The organism is Mycobacterium sp. E3339, from assembly GCF_001666915.1.
Taxonomy (GTDB): domain Bacteria; phylum Actinomycetota; class Actinomycetes; order Mycobacteriales; family Mycobacteriaceae; genus Mycobacterium.
The window spans coordinates 1-13,597 of sequence record NZ_LZIZ01000146.1; the positions used below are offsets into that span (position 1 = coordinate 1).

The following is a 13,597-nucleotide window of genomic DNA, read 5'->3' on the forward strand; positions in this document are numbered from 1 at the left end:
CGCGGTGGCCAACCGGCTGGCCGGGCTGCGCCCCGACCTCGACGTGCGGCTGGCGTTCCTCGAGCTCAACGAGCCGAACTTCGTCGACGTGCTGGCCGGCCTGCCCGACAGCCGCCGCGCGGTGGTGGCCCCGCTGCTGCTGGCCAGCGCCTACCACGCGCGCCTGGACATCCCGAAGCAGATCGCGGACGCCGGTGCCCACGGCATCCGGCAGGCCGACGTGCTCGGCGAGGACGAGCGGCTGGTCTCGGTGCTGCGCGAACGCCTGGCCGAGATCGGGGTATCCCCGGATGACGACGACCTCGGCGTGATGGTCGTCGCGATCGGCTCGTCCAACACCGCGGCGAACGCCCGCACGTCGACGGTGGCGTCCCGGCTGGCGGTCGGCACCCGCTGGGCCGCGGCGACGACGGCGTTCGCCACCCGGCCCGAGGCGTCGGTGCAAAAAGCCGCCGCCCAGCTGCGCCGCCGCGGGGCGCGGCGGCTCGTCATCGCGCCGTGGTTCCTGGCCCCGGGCCTGCTCACCGACGGCGTCTCAACCTTCGCGCGGGACAACGACATTCCGATGGCCGCGCCGCTGGGCGCGCACCGGCTGGTGGCCGAGACCGTGCTCGATCGCTACGACGAGGCGCTGGAGGCCGACGCCGCGGCCTGACGGCTGACGATGTGGCTCAACAGGTCTCGCACCGCCCCGGCCGGCGGGGTGCGACCGCCCACCCAGATCGCGCGGAACTTGCGCCGCAGGTCCAACTTCGGGATGGTGACGGCGCTGAGGCGCCCGACCGCCAGGTCGTCAGCCACCGCCAGCCGGCTCATCGCGGCGGGCCCGGCGCCCGCGAGCACGGCCGCGCGCATCGCCGCCGCCGACGTCAGCTCCAGCACGGGGGGCGCCTGCTCCATGTCCTCGCCCAGCACGTGACGCAGCGCCTGGGTGAGCGAATCGCGGATGCCCGAATGCGGTTCGCGCGCCACCAGCGGCGTTTCCGCGAGTTCGCGGGCGGTTACCCCCCGCGCCCGCCGCGTCCACTTATGGCCGGGCGGCACCACGATCACCAGTTCGTCCTGCCCCACCACACAGGTGGCCAATCCCTTTGGCGTGCCCGGGTTTTCGACAAAGCCGAGATCGACGCTGCCGTCGCGGACCGCGGCGATGGCGTGCTCGCTGTTGGTGGCGGTCAAGATCACCTGCGGCGCGGTGCTATTGCGCCGCGTCGCCTCGGTCTGCAGGGACAGCAGCCAGTGCGGCATCAGCTGTTCGGAGATGGTCTGACTGGCCGCGACCCTGATCCGCTCGCGCCCCTCCTTGCGCAGCGAGCCCATGCCCGCGTCGATCTCGGTGGCGACCTCGAGCAACCGTCGGGCCCAGTCGGCGACGATCAGGCCCGCCGGGGTCAGCTGCGAGCCGCGCGTGGTCCGCACCGCCAGCGTGACGCCGATCTGGGCCTCCATCGATGCGAGGCGCCGCGAGATGGCCTGCTGGGTCAGCCCGAGTTCGCGCGCGGCGCGCCCCAGGCTGCCGGTCTCGGCGATCGCCAGGAACACCTCGAACGAGGCAAGCTCGGGCATCCGCGGGCTGAGCGCCATAATCACTCACAATCATTTCGTGTGACACAACGATAGCTTGTGACTCCACAACGCCGCTGCCTCTACTCGCCCGTGGCCCCGACAAGAACCATGGAGGCATGGCCTATGTGATCGCCGAACCCTGCGTCGACATCAAGGACAAGGCGTGCATCGAGGAATGTCCCGTCGACTGCATCTACGAGGGGGCGCGGATGCTCTACATCCACCCCGACGAATGCGTCGACTGCGGGGCCTGTGAGCCGGTGTGCCCGGTCGAGTCCATCTACTACGAAGACGACCTGCCGGCCGAATACGGCGAGTACACGCAGATCAACGCCGACTTCTTCGCCGAACTCGGCTCGCCCGGCGGCGCGGCGAAGGTCGGGCTGACCGAGAACGACCCCGCCGCGGTCAAGGGCCTGGAGAGCCGGGCCGAGGCCACGTAACCACCTGCCGCAGGGGCTTTTCGTAAGGTGAGCTCATGCGGACAGCTCGAATCATCCACGTCATCCGGCAGCTAGGGTCGCTCGTGGTCACCGCGGTGACCGCGGTGACCACGCTCAACGCCTACCGGCCGTTGGCGCGCAGTGGCTACCTGTCGCTGTTCTCGTGGTTTTTCGGCCTGGTCGTCACCGAGTTGCCGCTGCAAACCCTGGTCAGCCAGCTCGGCGGGCTGGCGTTGACGGCCCGACGGCTCACCCCGGCGGTGCGGACGCTGGCCTGGCTGACCGCCGCCGCATCGGCGGCGGGCTTGCTGAACTTCAGCCGGGCCGGCCATCGAGCCAACGTGCCGCTCACCCAGGCGCTCGACGCCGGGCTGGGCTCGGACCGGCGCACCGACTCGGCCGACCTGTGGCGCCGGCCCAAGGGCGCGGGCATCGCCAAGGCGCCGGGCCTGCTGCGCATGTTGCGGATCTACCGCGACTACGCCCACGACTCCGACATCAGCTACGGCGAATACGGCGGCGCCAACCATCTCGACATCTGGCGACGGCCCGACCTGGACCCGAACGGCAAGGCGCCCGTGCTCTTCCAAATCCCGGGCGGCGCCTGGACGACGGGAAACAAACGCGGACAAGCGCATCCGCTGATGAGCCACCTTGCCGAACTCGGCTGGATTTGCGTGGCGATCAACTACCGGCACAGCCCGCGTAACACCTGGCCGGCCCACATCGTCGACGTCAAGCGCGCCCTGGTGTGGGTGAAGCAGCACATCGCCGAGTACGGCGGCGATCCCGAATTCATCGCGATCACCGGCGGTTCGGCCGGCGGCCACCTGTCGTCGCTGGCCGCGCTCACCCCCAACGACCCCCAGTTCCAGCCCGGATTCGAGGACGCCGACACCCGGGTGCAGGCGGCCGTGCCGTTCTACGGGATCTACGACTTCACCCGGCTCGACGACTCGATGCACGCGATGATGCCCGGGTTGCTGATCAAGTCGATCATCAAGCAGCGGCCCTCGACGCACCACGACACGTTCGCCGCCGCGTCGCCGACCCATCGGGTAAACCCCGACGCCCCACCGTTTTTCGTGCTGCACGGCAAGAACGACTCGCTGGCCTTCGTCGAGCAGGCCCGCGACTTCACCGCCAAGCTGCGCGACGTGAGCAACCAACCCGTCGTGTACGCCGAATTGCCTTATACCCAGCACGCTTTCGACATCTTCGGCTCGGCCCGCGCGGTGCACGCCGCGGTCGCCGTCGAACAATTCCTCGCCGAGGTCTACGCGAGCACCCGGGCCACCGCGCCCGCGACCATGGCCTCCGGATCCGCCTGAATCCCGACCGCCTGTAGTTCGCCGCCGATCGCGAGCGACGCGACGCCGTGCACCAGCGACCATAGCGGCGCGGCGAGCTCGCGCGGGTCCCGACCGCCCGAGACGCCCAAGACGCCCGCCCGCTGGCAGTCGGCGATCGCGTCGAGCAGATCCCCGAACGCCTGCTCGCCGGCGACGGCCAGGCCGGGATGGTCGGCCTTGGACAGCTCGGCGCCGAACATCACCCGGTAGTGGTCGGGGTGGGCGACGGCCCAGCGCACGTACGCGCGGCCGAGTTGGACCACCCGATCCTTAGGGTCCGGCGCGGAGGCGGCCGCTGCCAATTCGGCGTGCAGCTCACCGAAACCCTGTTCGGCCACGGTCGCGAGCAACGCCGCCTTGTCGGCGAAGTGCCGGTACGGGGCGGCGGCGCTGACCCCGGCCCGGCGGGCCGCCTCGGTCAGCGTGAAGCCCTTGGGCCCCTTTTCGGCGACCAACGACAGTGCCGCGCTGGTCAGGGCGCGTTTCAGGTCGCCGTGGTGATAGCTGTCCCGACGCACCGCCCCGGTCGGCGATTTTCGCTCGCGTGCCATGTTGACGAGATTAACATTGGGGACTATGTTAAAGCCATTCACATCCGAAGGAAGGGGACGAAATGGACCCGCAACTGACCCCCCGCGCCGGCGACCGCGACCGGGAGCGGGCGGCCACCCGCCTGGGCCAGGCGCTCGCGCAGGGCTACCTGGAACTCGACGAATACGACCGACGCGTGCGGACGGTGTTCGCCGCGCAGACCACCGGGGAGCTGCGTGAGCTGCTCGCCGACCTCCCGCTCGAGCGCATTCGCCGCGCGGACCCGCGGCGCCGGGCCGCCCGCATCCAGGCCGCCCGCCGCGGGGTGCGCATTCACCTCGGCGCCTATCTCGCGATGACCGTCATCGTGCTGACCGTGTGGGCGGCCGTCGCCACCACTACCGACGCCACGTACTTCTGGCCGATCTGGCCCATCCTCGGCGCCGGGATCGGCCTCGTCAGCCACGCGCTGGGCATCCGCCCGGCCGTGAAAACCGTTGCGCGGTAGGGGTTTGCCATGTTGTGGGCCGTCATCACCGGCGCCAGCTCCGGATTCGGCGCGATCTTCGCCGACCAGCTGGCAAGGCGAGGCATGTCGTTGGTGCTCGCAGGGCGCGACGAAGCCCGACTCAAAGCGGTCGCCCAGCGGGTCGAGCAGCCCGTTGAACTTGCCGTCGGCGACCTTGGCACCCGGGCCGGCGTCGACAACCTGGTCGCCCGCTTGGACGGCCGGGAGGTCGACGTGCTGGTCAACAACGCCGGCTTCGGCACCTACGGCCCGTTCGCGGAGGTCGACGCCGAGCGCGAGCGCGAGCTGGTCGCGGTCAACGTCGACGCGCTGGTGCGGCTGACGCACGCGGTGCTGCCCGGCATGCTGGCGCGGGGTCGGGGCGGCGTCCTGAATGTCGCCTCCACCATCGCCTTTCAGCCCGGCCCGTATCAGGCCACCTATGGCGCGTCGAAGGCTTTCGTGCTGTCGCTGAGCCAAGCGTTGTGGGCCGAGACGCGCGGTTCCGGGGTGACCGTCACCGCGTTGTGCCCCGGGCCCACCCGGACCGGGTTCGTCGATGCGCTCGGCTCGGACGTGTCGCACACCGCGATCTATCGCCGGCTCGCGGCGCCCGAACCCGTCGTGGCCGCCGGGCTGCGGGGGCTGGACCGGGGCCGCGCCGTCGTCGTGCCCGGGTGGCGCCTTCGCGCGATGGCCACCGGCTCACGACTGATGCCCGGGTGGCTCTCGGCGGTCGTCAGCGGCCGAATGCTGCGGCCCGCCGAGCCAAGCTAGGTCTTGGGCCGAACGCCCGCGGCGCGATAGACGAAGACCGGCTGCACGGGAAAGCGCAGCGTCGTCGCCGGCAGCGTCTGAAGCACCTCGTCGGGAATCTTCTTGCGGTAGTTGAGCCGCATCGACCCGCTGAAGGCGGGATCGACGCCGTGCAAATCGATTTCGAGCTTCAGGCCCTTGCCGGTGATGGTGGCGCGGGCCGGCCCCCTGGCGTTGTTCCAGGGGCAGTCGATCGATCGGAGGTTGGCGTCCCCGCGCGCGGGCAGCGTGGCGACGACCCGTGCCGCGGTGAACGCGAACGCGCCCGTGTAGCGGGAGACGCCCGAGGCGGAGTAGACGCCCGGCACATGGCCGCCGAAGTGCCGGCTGACGCCGACCTTGCCGGCGCTGAAGATGATTCCCTCGGCGTCGAGCTCGTCGCGCAGCGCGGCGGGCAGTTTGCCGATTTCGGACAGGTTGCGGAGGAAGCCGAACACGTTCCAGACCGTAGCGTCTATTGCACCGTGACGTTGGCCGTATAGGTGCACGCCGGTTTGGAGTCCTTGCCGACGAAGCTGGTGTAGGACGTGCCGACGGTCGTGGTTCCCGGCTTCAGCGCGGTGAACGTCCACACCTCCGTGCCGGGCGCCCCCAACGCGTCCGAGCTCGGTGGCACGAATTCGTGGCTGGTCTGCTTGAGGACCCCCGAGTCGCCGATCTTCATGTCCGGCGCCCACCGGTACGGGGTGGTGTAATTCGAGCCCAACTTCACGACGAGCGTGTTGCCGACCGCCAGCGTGATGCCCTGGGTGATGACGCTCTGCGTGAGCACGTCGTTCATCGGCACCTGCAGCGTCTTGGTCGACGGCGGGTTCCTGGACTCGAAATGGCAGCCCACCAGGATCGGCGAAACGAGCATCGCGACGGTCACCAAAAGCCTGATCTTCCCGACAGTCATCGAGCCCATTATGGCCTGAAGCCCCATCGACGCGCGGCCCGGCGATACCCCATGGGCGGCTCGGCGTTTCGCGCGCGCGTTTGCTGCGCGTCGGGTAGCTTCTGTGCATGTTTGGCATCATCCGGCCCTGCCGTCACCGGCTCGGCGGCGAGCTGGCGGCGGCCTGGACAGCCCAGTTGTGCGGATTGTGTCTGGCGCTGCGCGACGACTACGGCCAGACCGCGCGCATCGCCACCAACTACGACGGCCTGGTTGTCTCGTTGCTGGTCGAGGCGCAATCGCCCGGGGAACCGAGCCGCCGCGCAGCCGGGCGCTGCCCATTGCGCGGGATGCGCCGCGCCGACGTGGCCACCGGTGACTGCGTGCGACTGGCCGCGGTGGTGTCGTTGGCGCTGGCCGCCGCGCGGGTCCGCGATCACGTCGACGACCGCGACGGGGTGGTCGGCGTGGCCGGGGTGCGGCCGGCCGCGCGCCGCATCGCCGAACGCTGGGTGCGCCAGGGCACCGACACCGGTCACAGCCTGGGCTTCGACACGGGTGTGCTCGTCGCCGCGATGGACCGCCAGCCCGCCCTCGAATCCCAGGCCCGCCCCGGTAGCTCGCTGTTGCTGGTGACTGAGCCCACCGAGACCGCCGTCGCCGAGGCGTTCGCGCACACCGCGGTGTTGGCCGGTCGTCCGGACAACGCGGCGCCGCTGCGCGAGATCGGGCGGCTGTTCGGCCGGGTGGCGTACCTGCTCGACGCGGTCGAGGACTACCGCGACGACGTCGCGCGGGGGAAGTGGAACCCGTTGGCGGCCACGGCAACTCCCGTGGCAACGGCGCGCGCCCTATGCGACGACGCGGCGTTGGGCATCGAGCTGGCGCTGGCCGACGTGTCGTTCACCGACGGCCGGCTGCCCCACCGGCTGCTGACCAGCGAGGTGCGCCGATCGATCAAGCGCACCTTCGCCCACGCCGGTTTCAGCGCGCAAAGCGGGACGCCGCACGGCCAGCAGGAACCCATCAACTTCGGCGATCAGCCCGGGCAGCCCGAAGGTGACGGCGAAAACCCCGCCGGCAAGCGCAAGAAGAGCGGGGACGGCACCGGCTGCTGGTGTTGCTGCGAGAGCTGCGACTGCTGCTGCGACGACTGCTGCTGCGACTGCTCCTGACCGGCCGCGCGCGACGGAATCCCCGGCCTTCAGGCGACTCTCGACGGGTCTGAAGTGACCTAACCGACAACCCCGCCCGCCCCATCCCCGCTCGGCGCGAGCCGAGCAAGTCCGGCAGGATGGGCTGGTGTTTGGCCTCGTCCTGATCGTCGCGCTCGTCTCCACCGTCATCGTCGGGACGGTCATCGGCCGGCGCTATCGCGTCGGTCCGCCGGTGCTGCTCATCGTGCTCGGCACCCTGCTCGGCTTGGTCCCCCATTTCGCCAATGTGCATGTCAATGGCGAGGTGGTGCTGTTGCTGTTCCTGCCGGCGATCTTGTACTGGGAGGGCCTGAACACCAGCTTCCGCGAGATCCGGGCGAACGCGCGCATCATCGTCTTCCTCAGCGTCGGCCTGGTGATCGCGACGGCGGTGGCGGTCTCGTGGACCGCGCGGGCGCTGGGGATGGACTCGCACGCGGCGGCCGTCCTGGGCGCCGTGCTCTCCCCCACCGACGCCGCCGCCGTGGCCGGCCTCGCCAAGAAGTTGCCGCGCCGGTCCGTCACCGTCCTCAAGGCCGAGAGTCTCATCAACGACGGCACCGCGCTGGTGCTGTTCGCCGTCACCGTCCACGTCGCGATCGGCGGATCCGCGATCACCCCGCCCGACCTGGTCGGCCGTTTCGTCGGCTCCTACCTCGGCGGCATCGCCGCCGGACTCCTGGTCGGCGGTGCGGTGACGCTGCTGCGCAAGAGAATCGACGCCCCGCAAGAGGAAATGGCATTGAGCGTGCTGACGCCGTTCGCGGCGTTCCTGTTGGCCCAGAGCATGGACTGCAGCGGGGTCGTCGCGGTCATGGTCGCGGCATTGGTGCTCGCCTACGCCGGTCCGGTGGTGATCCGCGCGCGATCACGCCTGCAGGCCTACGCATTTTGGGACAGCGCGACCTTCCTGCTCAACGGCTCGTTGTGGGTGTTCGTCGGTGTTCAGATACCGGGGGCGCTGCGCGGCATCGCCGGCGTGGACGGCGGGATTCGCCACGCGCTGTTCATCGCGCTCGCCGTCACCGCCGTGGTGATTTTGTCGCGCATCTTCTGGGGCGAGTTCACGGTGTTGTTGATCCGCCTGATCGACCGCCGGCAGGCCCAACGCGAACGCCGCGTCAGCTGGCGGCAACGCTTCGTCACCGCGTGGGCCGGCTTCCGCGGTGCGGTCTCACTCGCCGCGGCGCTGGCCGTCCCGACCACCACGCTCAGCGGCGCGCCGTTCCCCGACCGGAGCCTGCTGATCTTCATCGTGGTGGTCGTCATCCTGACCACCGTCCTGGTCCAGGGGACCACGCTGCCCGCGGTGGTGCGCTGGGCGCAGATGCCCGAGGACGTCGCGCACTCCGAGGAGCTGCAACTGGCCCGCACCCGGGGTGTGCGAGCCGCCCTCGACGCGTTGCCCGCCGTCGCCGACGAGGTCGGCGTCGGCGACGACCTGCGGCGCCGGCTGCAGAAGGAATACGAGGAGAAGGCCGCGCTGGCGCTGGCCACCGAAGACGGCTCGACGAACAACCACCTGGTCAAGAAGAAGGAACTGGTCCGGCGGGTGCGGTTGGGTGTGCTCGACAGCAAGCGCCGGGAGATCACCGCGCTGCGCAACCAGAACCTGATCGACGACATCGTGCTGCGTGAGCTGCAGAACGAGATGGACCTCGAGGAAGTGCAGCTGCTCGACGCCGCCGACAACGAGTAAGGGCGTCGGTCCTCGACCGTACAGTCGGCTCCATGTTGCAGACGGTCGCGATCCGCGGGTATCGCTCGCTGCGCGAGGTGATCCTGCCGCTGGGCCGGCTCTCGGTCGTCACCGGCGCCAACGGCGCCGGAAAGTCGTCGCTGTACCGCGCGCTGCGGTTGCTGGCCGATTGCGGCCGCGGCGAGGTGATCGCCTCGCTCGCCCGGGAGGGCGGGCTGCAGTCCGCGCTGTGGGCCGGGCCCCAGGAGCTCAAGGGCGCCCGGCGCACCGGGAAGGCCGAGGGCACCGTGCGCACCCGGCCGGTTTCCCTCGAATTGGGCTTTTCTGCAAGTGATTTCGGCTATCTGGTCGACCTGGGCATCCCGGTGTCGGCGGGGCAAGCCCGCTCAGCTTTCGCTCGCGATCCGGAAATCAAGCGGGAGGCGGTCTTCGCCGGTCCGGTGTTGCGCGCCGGCACGACGCTGGTGCGCCGAGCCGCGAGTTTCGTCGAGGTCAGTGCCGACACCGGTCGCGGATTCGACGAGCTGTCCCGGTCGCTGCCGTTGTACCGCAGCGTGCTGGCCGAGTACGCCAACCCGCACGCGCTGCCCGAGCTCGCCGAGGTGCGCGAGCGGCTGCGCGGGTGGCGGTTTTACGACGGCTTCCGCGTCGACGCCGGGGCGCCGGCGCGGCACCCGCAGGTGGGCACCCGCACCCCGGTGCTCTCCGACGACGGCAGCGACCTGGCGGCCGCGGTCCAGACGATCATCGAGGCCGGCTTCGACGACCTGAGCCGCGCCGTCGCCGACGCGTTCGACGGCGCCACGATTTCGGTCGCCGTGCACGACGGCCTCTTCGATCTGCAGTTGCGTCAGCGCGGCATGCTCCGGCCCCTGCGATCGGCGGAATTGTCCGACGGCACACTGCGATTCCTGCTGTGGGCCGCCGCGTTGTCCAGCCCGCAGGCGCCGTCGCTGATGGTGCTCAACGAACCGGAGACCTCGCTGCACCCGGAGTTGGTGCGCCCGCTCGCGGGGCTGATCCGCACCGCCTCGGCGCGGACGCAGGTCCTGGTGGTCACCCATTCCCGCACGCTGTTGGAGGCCATCGGCGACGACTCCGTCGACATCGAGCTGTACAAGGAGTGGGGCGAAACGCGCGTCGCCGGCCAGGACCTGCTGAGTACGCCGCCGTGGGACTGGGGCAAGCGCTAGCTTCGCGCGGCCGGGCCTCACCCCGTACGCACGCGCCATCGAGCGTGCATTCACGGCGGTGTTTCTCGGCGTGTCGCCGCCGTGGGTGCACACTCAACGCCCCGTACGCACGCGCTCGAAGCCTGCGCGGCGGAATTCATGGACTGTTCAGGCCGGCGTCAGGTCCGCATTGTTGAGTGCACACGCGCACCGCGTGTCCTCACGTTATGCGCGTTGTACAGGTCGCCAATTTCTACGGCCCTCGCTCCGGCGGCCTTCGCACCGCGGTGGACCGGCTGGGCGCCGAATACTGCGCCGGCGGTCACGAGGTGTTCCTGATCGTGCCCGGGCAGCGGGCCGAACGCAGCCAGCTGCGCACCGGCGTGGTGCGAATCACCCTGCCCGCCAGGCTGATTCCCCTCACCGGCGGCTACCGCGCGGTGCTGCCCGGACCCGTCAAGGCGCTGCTGGAGGCGTTGCGGCCCGACGCACTGGAGGTTTCGGACCGGCTGACGCTGCGATCACTGGGCCGGTGGGGCCGCGACCACGGCGCCACGACCGTGATGATCTCCCATGAGCGGTTGGATCGCCTTGTGGGGCAAGTGCTTCCGCGGCGGGCCGCGGTCAGGTTCGCCGACCTGGCCAACGCGCGCACCGCGGCCGATTACGACACGGTGGTGTGCACCACCGGTTTCGCCCGGGAGGAATTCGATCGAATCGGCGCCACCAACACCGTCACCGTTCCCCTGGGCGTCGACCTGCAGACCTTTCACCCGCGCCGCCACTCCTACCTGGTGCGGCGGCGCTGGGCCGCACCGACACAGCTGCTGGTGGTCCATTGCGGCCGCCTGTCGGTGGAGAAACGCGTCGACCGCAGCATCGACGCGATCGGCGAATTGCGCCACGCCGGGGTCGACGCCCGGCTCGTCGTCGTCGGTGAGGGTCCGCTACGGGCCAGGCTGGAGCGTCAGGCGGCCCGGCTGCCGGTCGATTTCACCGGCTTCGTCTCCGATCGGCGCACGGTCGCCGGGCTGCTGGCCTCCGCCGACGTGACGCTGGCCCCCGGGCCGCACGAGACCTTCGGGCTGGCGGCGCTGGAGTCGCTGGCGTGCGGGACGCCAGCCGTCGTCTCGCGCACCTCGGCGCTCACCGAGATCGTCACCCCGGACAGCGGCGCTTCGGCGGACAACCACCCGGCCGCCATCGCACGGGCGGTCAGCGCCATCACGCGTCGTCCCGAACTCCACCGTCGCGTCTCCGCGCGGCGCCGCGCCGAGGACTTCACCTGGCATCGCGCGGCGGCGGGCATGCTGGCCTCGCTGGGGGCCGCCGACGGCGACGCCGAACACACGGCTTAGAAGTCGGAGGCCGCCCACGACCCGGGCGGGTAGGGCGGCACCGTGCCGGCGAACGCGCCGTCGGTAAGCCTGCACAAGGTGTCGGAAATCGTTCCGGCATTGGCCAATACCTTCGGGTCCCCGCCGGGCGCGAGGCGCGCGACCACCGCCTGCCAGGAATAGCCGACGCCGCCGTGCTCGTACCAGAGGAACCAGTCGGCGTCGCGATGGCCGGCCCGGATCAGCCGGCGGAACGGCAGTGTCGGGTCGCTGACCGAGTCGGTCGCGTTGAACGGCGCGCCGATGTCGGCGATGGGCGGTAGCAGCTTGAGCAGCTCCGGCGGCACTTGCGACAAGTGCTGCACTTCTTGAACGGGCGTCGTCAGCGCGCACTGGGTGTTTGGCACCGCCTGGGCCGGGACCGCCGTTGCCAGGACCGCCGTGACCGCAACACATCCGGTCATTACGTAGCTGATGCGCGCCACGATCCGCTCCATCTGCTCTGCCGCCCCTCAGCACACTACGCCCGGCCGATAGGGTCGATCGAGTGAACGCCCGAGATCAGGTGTTGATCACCGCCGCGGAATTGGCCAACCTCATCGAGGCCGGCGAACGGCTCACCATCCTCGACGTCCGTTGGCGCCTCGATGAACCCGACGGACGGCCCGCCTACCTTCAGGGCCACATACCGGGCGCGGTGTATGCGTCCTTGGAGGACGAACTCAGCGACCACGCCGTCGCCGGACGCGGCCGCCACCCGCTGCCCTCGGGGAGCGATCTGCAGGCCGCCGCGCGCCGGTGGGGCGTCCGGCAGGACGAGCCGGTGGTGGTCTACGACGACTGGAACCGCGCCGGCTCGGCGCGGGCATGGTGGGTGTTGACGGCGGCCGGCCTGCCGAACGTCCGCATCCTGGACGGCGGCCTGGGGGCCTGGCGATCTGCCGGCCGGAGCCTCGAAACCGGCGAGGCCACAGCGCAACCCGGGAACGTGACTGTGCCCCATGATGATCTGTATGCAGGGGCCCTACCCACCCTGACCGCCGAGCAGGCCGGCGCGGGCGGCGTGACGTTGCTCGACGCGCGGGCACCCGAACGTTTCCGCGGCGAAGTCGAGCCGCTCGACCCGGCCGCCGGGCACATCCCCGGTGCCACCAACCTGCCGAGCACGGCCGTCCTGTCCGCCGACGGCACGTTCGGCGGCGAAGAGGCGCTCCTGCGACTGCTCGCCGACCGCGGGATCGAACGGGATGCCACGGTGGGCGCCTACTGCGGATCCGGCGTGACCGCCAGCGTCACGGTCGCCGCCCTGGCGGCGGCGGGCCGGGACGCGGCGCTGTTTCCCGGGTCGTGGTCCGAGTGGTGTGCGGACCCGGGCCGCGCGGTGGCCGTCGGCCCCGAGTAGCGGCTCAGGTGCCGGCCCAGCTCCGCAGGAAAGCGGCGGTTACCCGGGCGGCGTTGTTCGCCGCGATCCGCTTGTAGCAGAAGAACTGAAACGGAAAGCCCGGCAGGTGAAGCGGATCGCCCGGCCCGTCGGTGATGCCCCGGATGCCCAGGAATGGGACGCCGTGCGCGTCGGCCACGGTCTGCGCGGCCGCGGTCTCCATGTCGGTTGCGGCATAGGCCGGGTCCGACGTCGAGACGATGCGCATGTTGCTGATCAGGGCGCTTCTCAGCCAGGGGCCCGCCGTCTGCCGGAAGTTGCCGGTATACCGCAGCGACCGATCGGGCGCGCTGCGCGGCTGACAGCCGAAAACGTCGCCGCCGTTCGGGATGCACGGAAACGCGACGCCGTTGTTGTTGTCCCAGCTGCATCCGTCGCCCCCAACGACGATCCGCGGCCGTCGCCGCAAATCGATCCGGTGGGTGACGCTTTCCAGTGCGACGGAAAGCTTCCCGGCCTCGGCCAGCATGCCGGGGTCAACCGCGCGGAATGTGGTGCCGTGGTCCAACGTCCACCGCGCCGGAACGGCGACGTCCGCGATGCCGGTGCGGCCCGCCCCACCGGCGACGCCCGAAAACACCACGGCGGCAATGGAATCGCGAGGGAAGCGGGTGAGCGCGGCCTCGGTGGTGTCGACGGCGTTCACCAGGCCGATGCCG

The 13,597-nt window shown here is 70.6% G+C and carries 16 protein-coding genes; 10 read left to right on the forward strand and 6 right to left on the reverse strand.

What is annotated here, in order from left to right:
• Positions 1-655: sirohydrochlorin chelatase (locus tag A5702_RS12800; RefSeq protein ID WP_156669605.1), on the forward strand; the 655-nt coding region annotated here is incomplete at its 5' end.
• Here A5702_RS12800 and A5702_RS12805 read toward each other — a convergent pair.
• A complete protein-coding gene (locus A5702_RS12805; protein ID WP_068221156.1) occupies positions 619-1,584 on the reverse strand; it encodes a LysR family transcriptional regulator in 966 nt (321 codons plus the stop codon). The genes A5702_RS12800 and A5702_RS12805 overlap by 37 nt on opposite strands.
• Positions 1,585-1,682: 98 nt before the next feature.
• Here A5702_RS12805 and fdxA point away from each other — a divergent pair, with 98 nt between their 5' ends.
• Both fdxA and A5702_RS12815 read left to right on the forward strand, forming a co-directional pair.
• Positions 1,683-2,009, forward strand: a complete 327-nt coding sequence (gene fdxA, locus A5702_RS12810) for a ferredoxin (RefSeq protein WP_055405344.1) — start codon at positions 1,683-1,685, stop codon at positions 2,007-2,009.
• 35 nt (positions 2,010-2,044) lie between these two features.
• A complete protein-coding gene (locus A5702_RS12815; RefSeq protein WP_068221158.1) occupies positions 2,045-3,340 on the forward strand; it encodes an alpha/beta hydrolase in 1,296 nt (431 codons plus the stop codon).
• Here the strand turns inward: A5702_RS12815 and A5702_RS12820 are convergent.
• Positions 3,286-3,912 (reverse strand): TetR/AcrR family transcriptional regulator, encoded by a 627-nt coding sequence (locus A5702_RS12820; protein WP_055405346.1) that lies wholly within the window; start codon positions 3,910-3,912, stop codon positions 3,286-3,288. The genes A5702_RS12815 and A5702_RS12820 overlap by 55 nt on opposite strands.
• Positions 3,913-3,974: 62 nt before the next feature.
• Between A5702_RS12820 and A5702_RS12825 the strand changes: the two genes are divergently transcribed.
• Positions 3,975-4,400 carry a DUF1707 domain-containing protein gene (locus A5702_RS12825; RefSeq protein ID WP_068221161.1) on the forward strand — a complete coding sequence of 142 codons (426 nt, stop codon included), beginning with the start codon at positions 3,975-3,977 and terminating at the stop codon, positions 4,398-4,400.
• A gap of 9 nt (positions 4,401-4,409) precedes the next feature.
• Positions 4,410-5,177 carry an SDR family oxidoreductase gene (locus A5702_RS12830; protein ID WP_068221165.1) on the forward strand — a complete coding sequence of 256 codons (768 nt, stop codon included), beginning with the start codon at positions 4,410-4,412 and terminating at the stop codon, positions 5,175-5,177.
• Here the strand turns inward: A5702_RS12830 and A5702_RS12835 are convergent.
• Both A5702_RS12835 and A5702_RS12840 read right to left on the reverse strand, forming a co-directional pair.
• Complete coding sequence (locus A5702_RS12835) at positions 5,174-5,653, reverse strand: hypothetical protein (protein WP_068221167.1); 480 nt, start codon at positions 5,651-5,653, stop codon at positions 5,174-5,176. The two genes, A5702_RS12830 and A5702_RS12835, sit on opposite strands and share 4 nt — an antisense overlap.
• A gap of 17 nt (positions 5,654-5,670) precedes the next feature.
• Complete coding sequence (locus tag A5702_RS12840; RefSeq protein WP_082459993.1) at positions 5,671-6,123, reverse strand: protease inhibitor I42 family protein; 453 nt, start codon at positions 6,121-6,123, stop codon at positions 5,671-5,673.
• 98 nt (positions 6,124-6,221) lie between these two features.
• Between A5702_RS12840 and A5702_RS12845 the strand changes: the two genes are divergently transcribed.
• The 4 genes from A5702_RS12845 to A5702_RS12860 all read left to right on the forward strand — a co-directional run bounded on the left by A5702_RS12845 (position 6,222) and on the right by A5702_RS12860 (position 11,518).
• Positions 6,222-7,268 (forward strand): DUF5685 family protein, encoded by a 1,047-nt coding sequence (locus A5702_RS12845; protein ID WP_068221170.1) that lies wholly within the window; start codon positions 6,222-6,224, stop codon positions 7,266-7,268.
• Between the two features lie 127 nt (positions 7,269-7,395).
• The gene (locus A5702_RS12850; protein WP_068221173.1) at positions 7,396-8,988 is read left to right on the forward strand and encodes a Na+/H+ antiporter; all 1,593 of its coding nucleotides are present in this window, start codon (positions 7,396-7,398) and stop codon (positions 8,986-8,988) included.
• A gap of 32 nt (positions 8,989-9,020) precedes the next feature.
• The gene (locus A5702_RS12855) at positions 9,021-10,181 is read left to right on the forward strand and encodes an AAA family ATPase (RefSeq protein ID WP_068221176.1); all 1,161 of its coding nucleotides are present in this window, start codon (positions 9,021-9,023) and stop codon (positions 10,179-10,181) included.
• A gap of 206 nt (positions 10,182-10,387) precedes the next feature.
• A complete protein-coding gene (locus tag A5702_RS12860; protein ID WP_068221179.1) occupies positions 10,388-11,518 on the forward strand; it encodes a glycosyltransferase in 1,131 nt (376 codons plus the stop codon).
• On the opposite strand, the gene A5702_RS12865 is transcribed toward A5702_RS12860, so the two are convergent.
• The gene (locus A5702_RS12865) at positions 11,515-11,982 is read right to left on the reverse strand and encodes a hypothetical protein (RefSeq protein ID WP_231965050.1); all 468 of its coding nucleotides are present in this window, start codon (positions 11,980-11,982) and stop codon (positions 11,515-11,517) included. The two genes, A5702_RS12860 and A5702_RS12865, sit on opposite strands and share 4 nt — an antisense overlap.
• Before the next feature lie 62 nt (positions 11,983-12,044).
• On the opposite strand from A5702_RS12865, the gene A5702_RS12870 reads away from it, so the two are divergent.
• Positions 12,045-12,899 (forward strand): sulfurtransferase, encoded by an 855-nt coding sequence (locus tag A5702_RS12870; RefSeq protein ID WP_068221182.1) that lies wholly within the window; start codon positions 12,045-12,047, stop codon positions 12,897-12,899.
• Between the two features lie 4 nt (positions 12,900-12,903).
• Here the strand turns inward: A5702_RS12870 and A5702_RS25700 are convergent.
• Positions 12,904-13,597: hypothetical protein (locus tag A5702_RS25700; protein WP_197506558.1), on the reverse strand; the 694-nt coding region annotated here is incomplete at its 5' end.

Excerpts from the sequence above, each read along its gene's own strand:
- A5702_RS12805 (WP_068221156.1), bottom strand. The coding sequence starts at position 1,584 with ATGGCGCTCAGCCCGCGGATGCCCGAGCTTGCCTCGTTCGAGGTGTTC.
- fdxA (WP_055405344.1), top strand. The coding sequence starts at position 1,683 with ATGGCCTATGTGATCGCCGAACCCTGCGTCGACATCAAGGACAAGGCG.
- A5702_RS12815 (WP_068221158.1), top strand. The coding sequence starts at position 2,045 with ATGCGGACAGCTCGAATCATCCACGTCATCCGGCAGCTAGGGTCGCTC.
- A5702_RS12820 (WP_055405346.1), bottom strand. The coding sequence starts at position 3,912 with ATGGCACGCGAGCGAAAATCGCCGACCGGGGCGGTGCGTCGGGACAGC.
- A5702_RS12825 (WP_068221161.1), top strand. The coding sequence starts at position 3,975 with ATGGACCCGCAACTGACCCCCCGCGCCGGCGACCGCGACCGGGAGCGG.
- A5702_RS12830 (WP_068221165.1), top strand. The coding sequence starts at position 4,410 with ATGTTGTGGGCCGTCATCACCGGCGCCAGCTCCGGATTCGGCGCGATC.
- A5702_RS12840 (WP_082459993.1), bottom strand. The coding sequence starts at position 6,123 with ATGGGCTCGATGACTGTCGGGAAGATCAGGCTTTTGGTGACCGTCGCG.
- A5702_RS12845 (WP_068221170.1), top strand. The coding sequence starts at position 6,222 with ATGTTTGGCATCATCCGGCCCTGCCGTCACCGGCTCGGCGGCGAGCTG.
- A5702_RS12855 (WP_068221176.1), top strand. The coding sequence starts at position 9,021 with ATGTTGCAGACGGTCGCGATCCGCGGGTATCGCTCGCTGCGCGAGGTG.
- A5702_RS12860 (WP_068221179.1), top strand. The coding sequence starts at position 10,388 with ATGCGCGTTGTACAGGTCGCCAATTTCTACGGCCCTCGCTCCGGCGGC.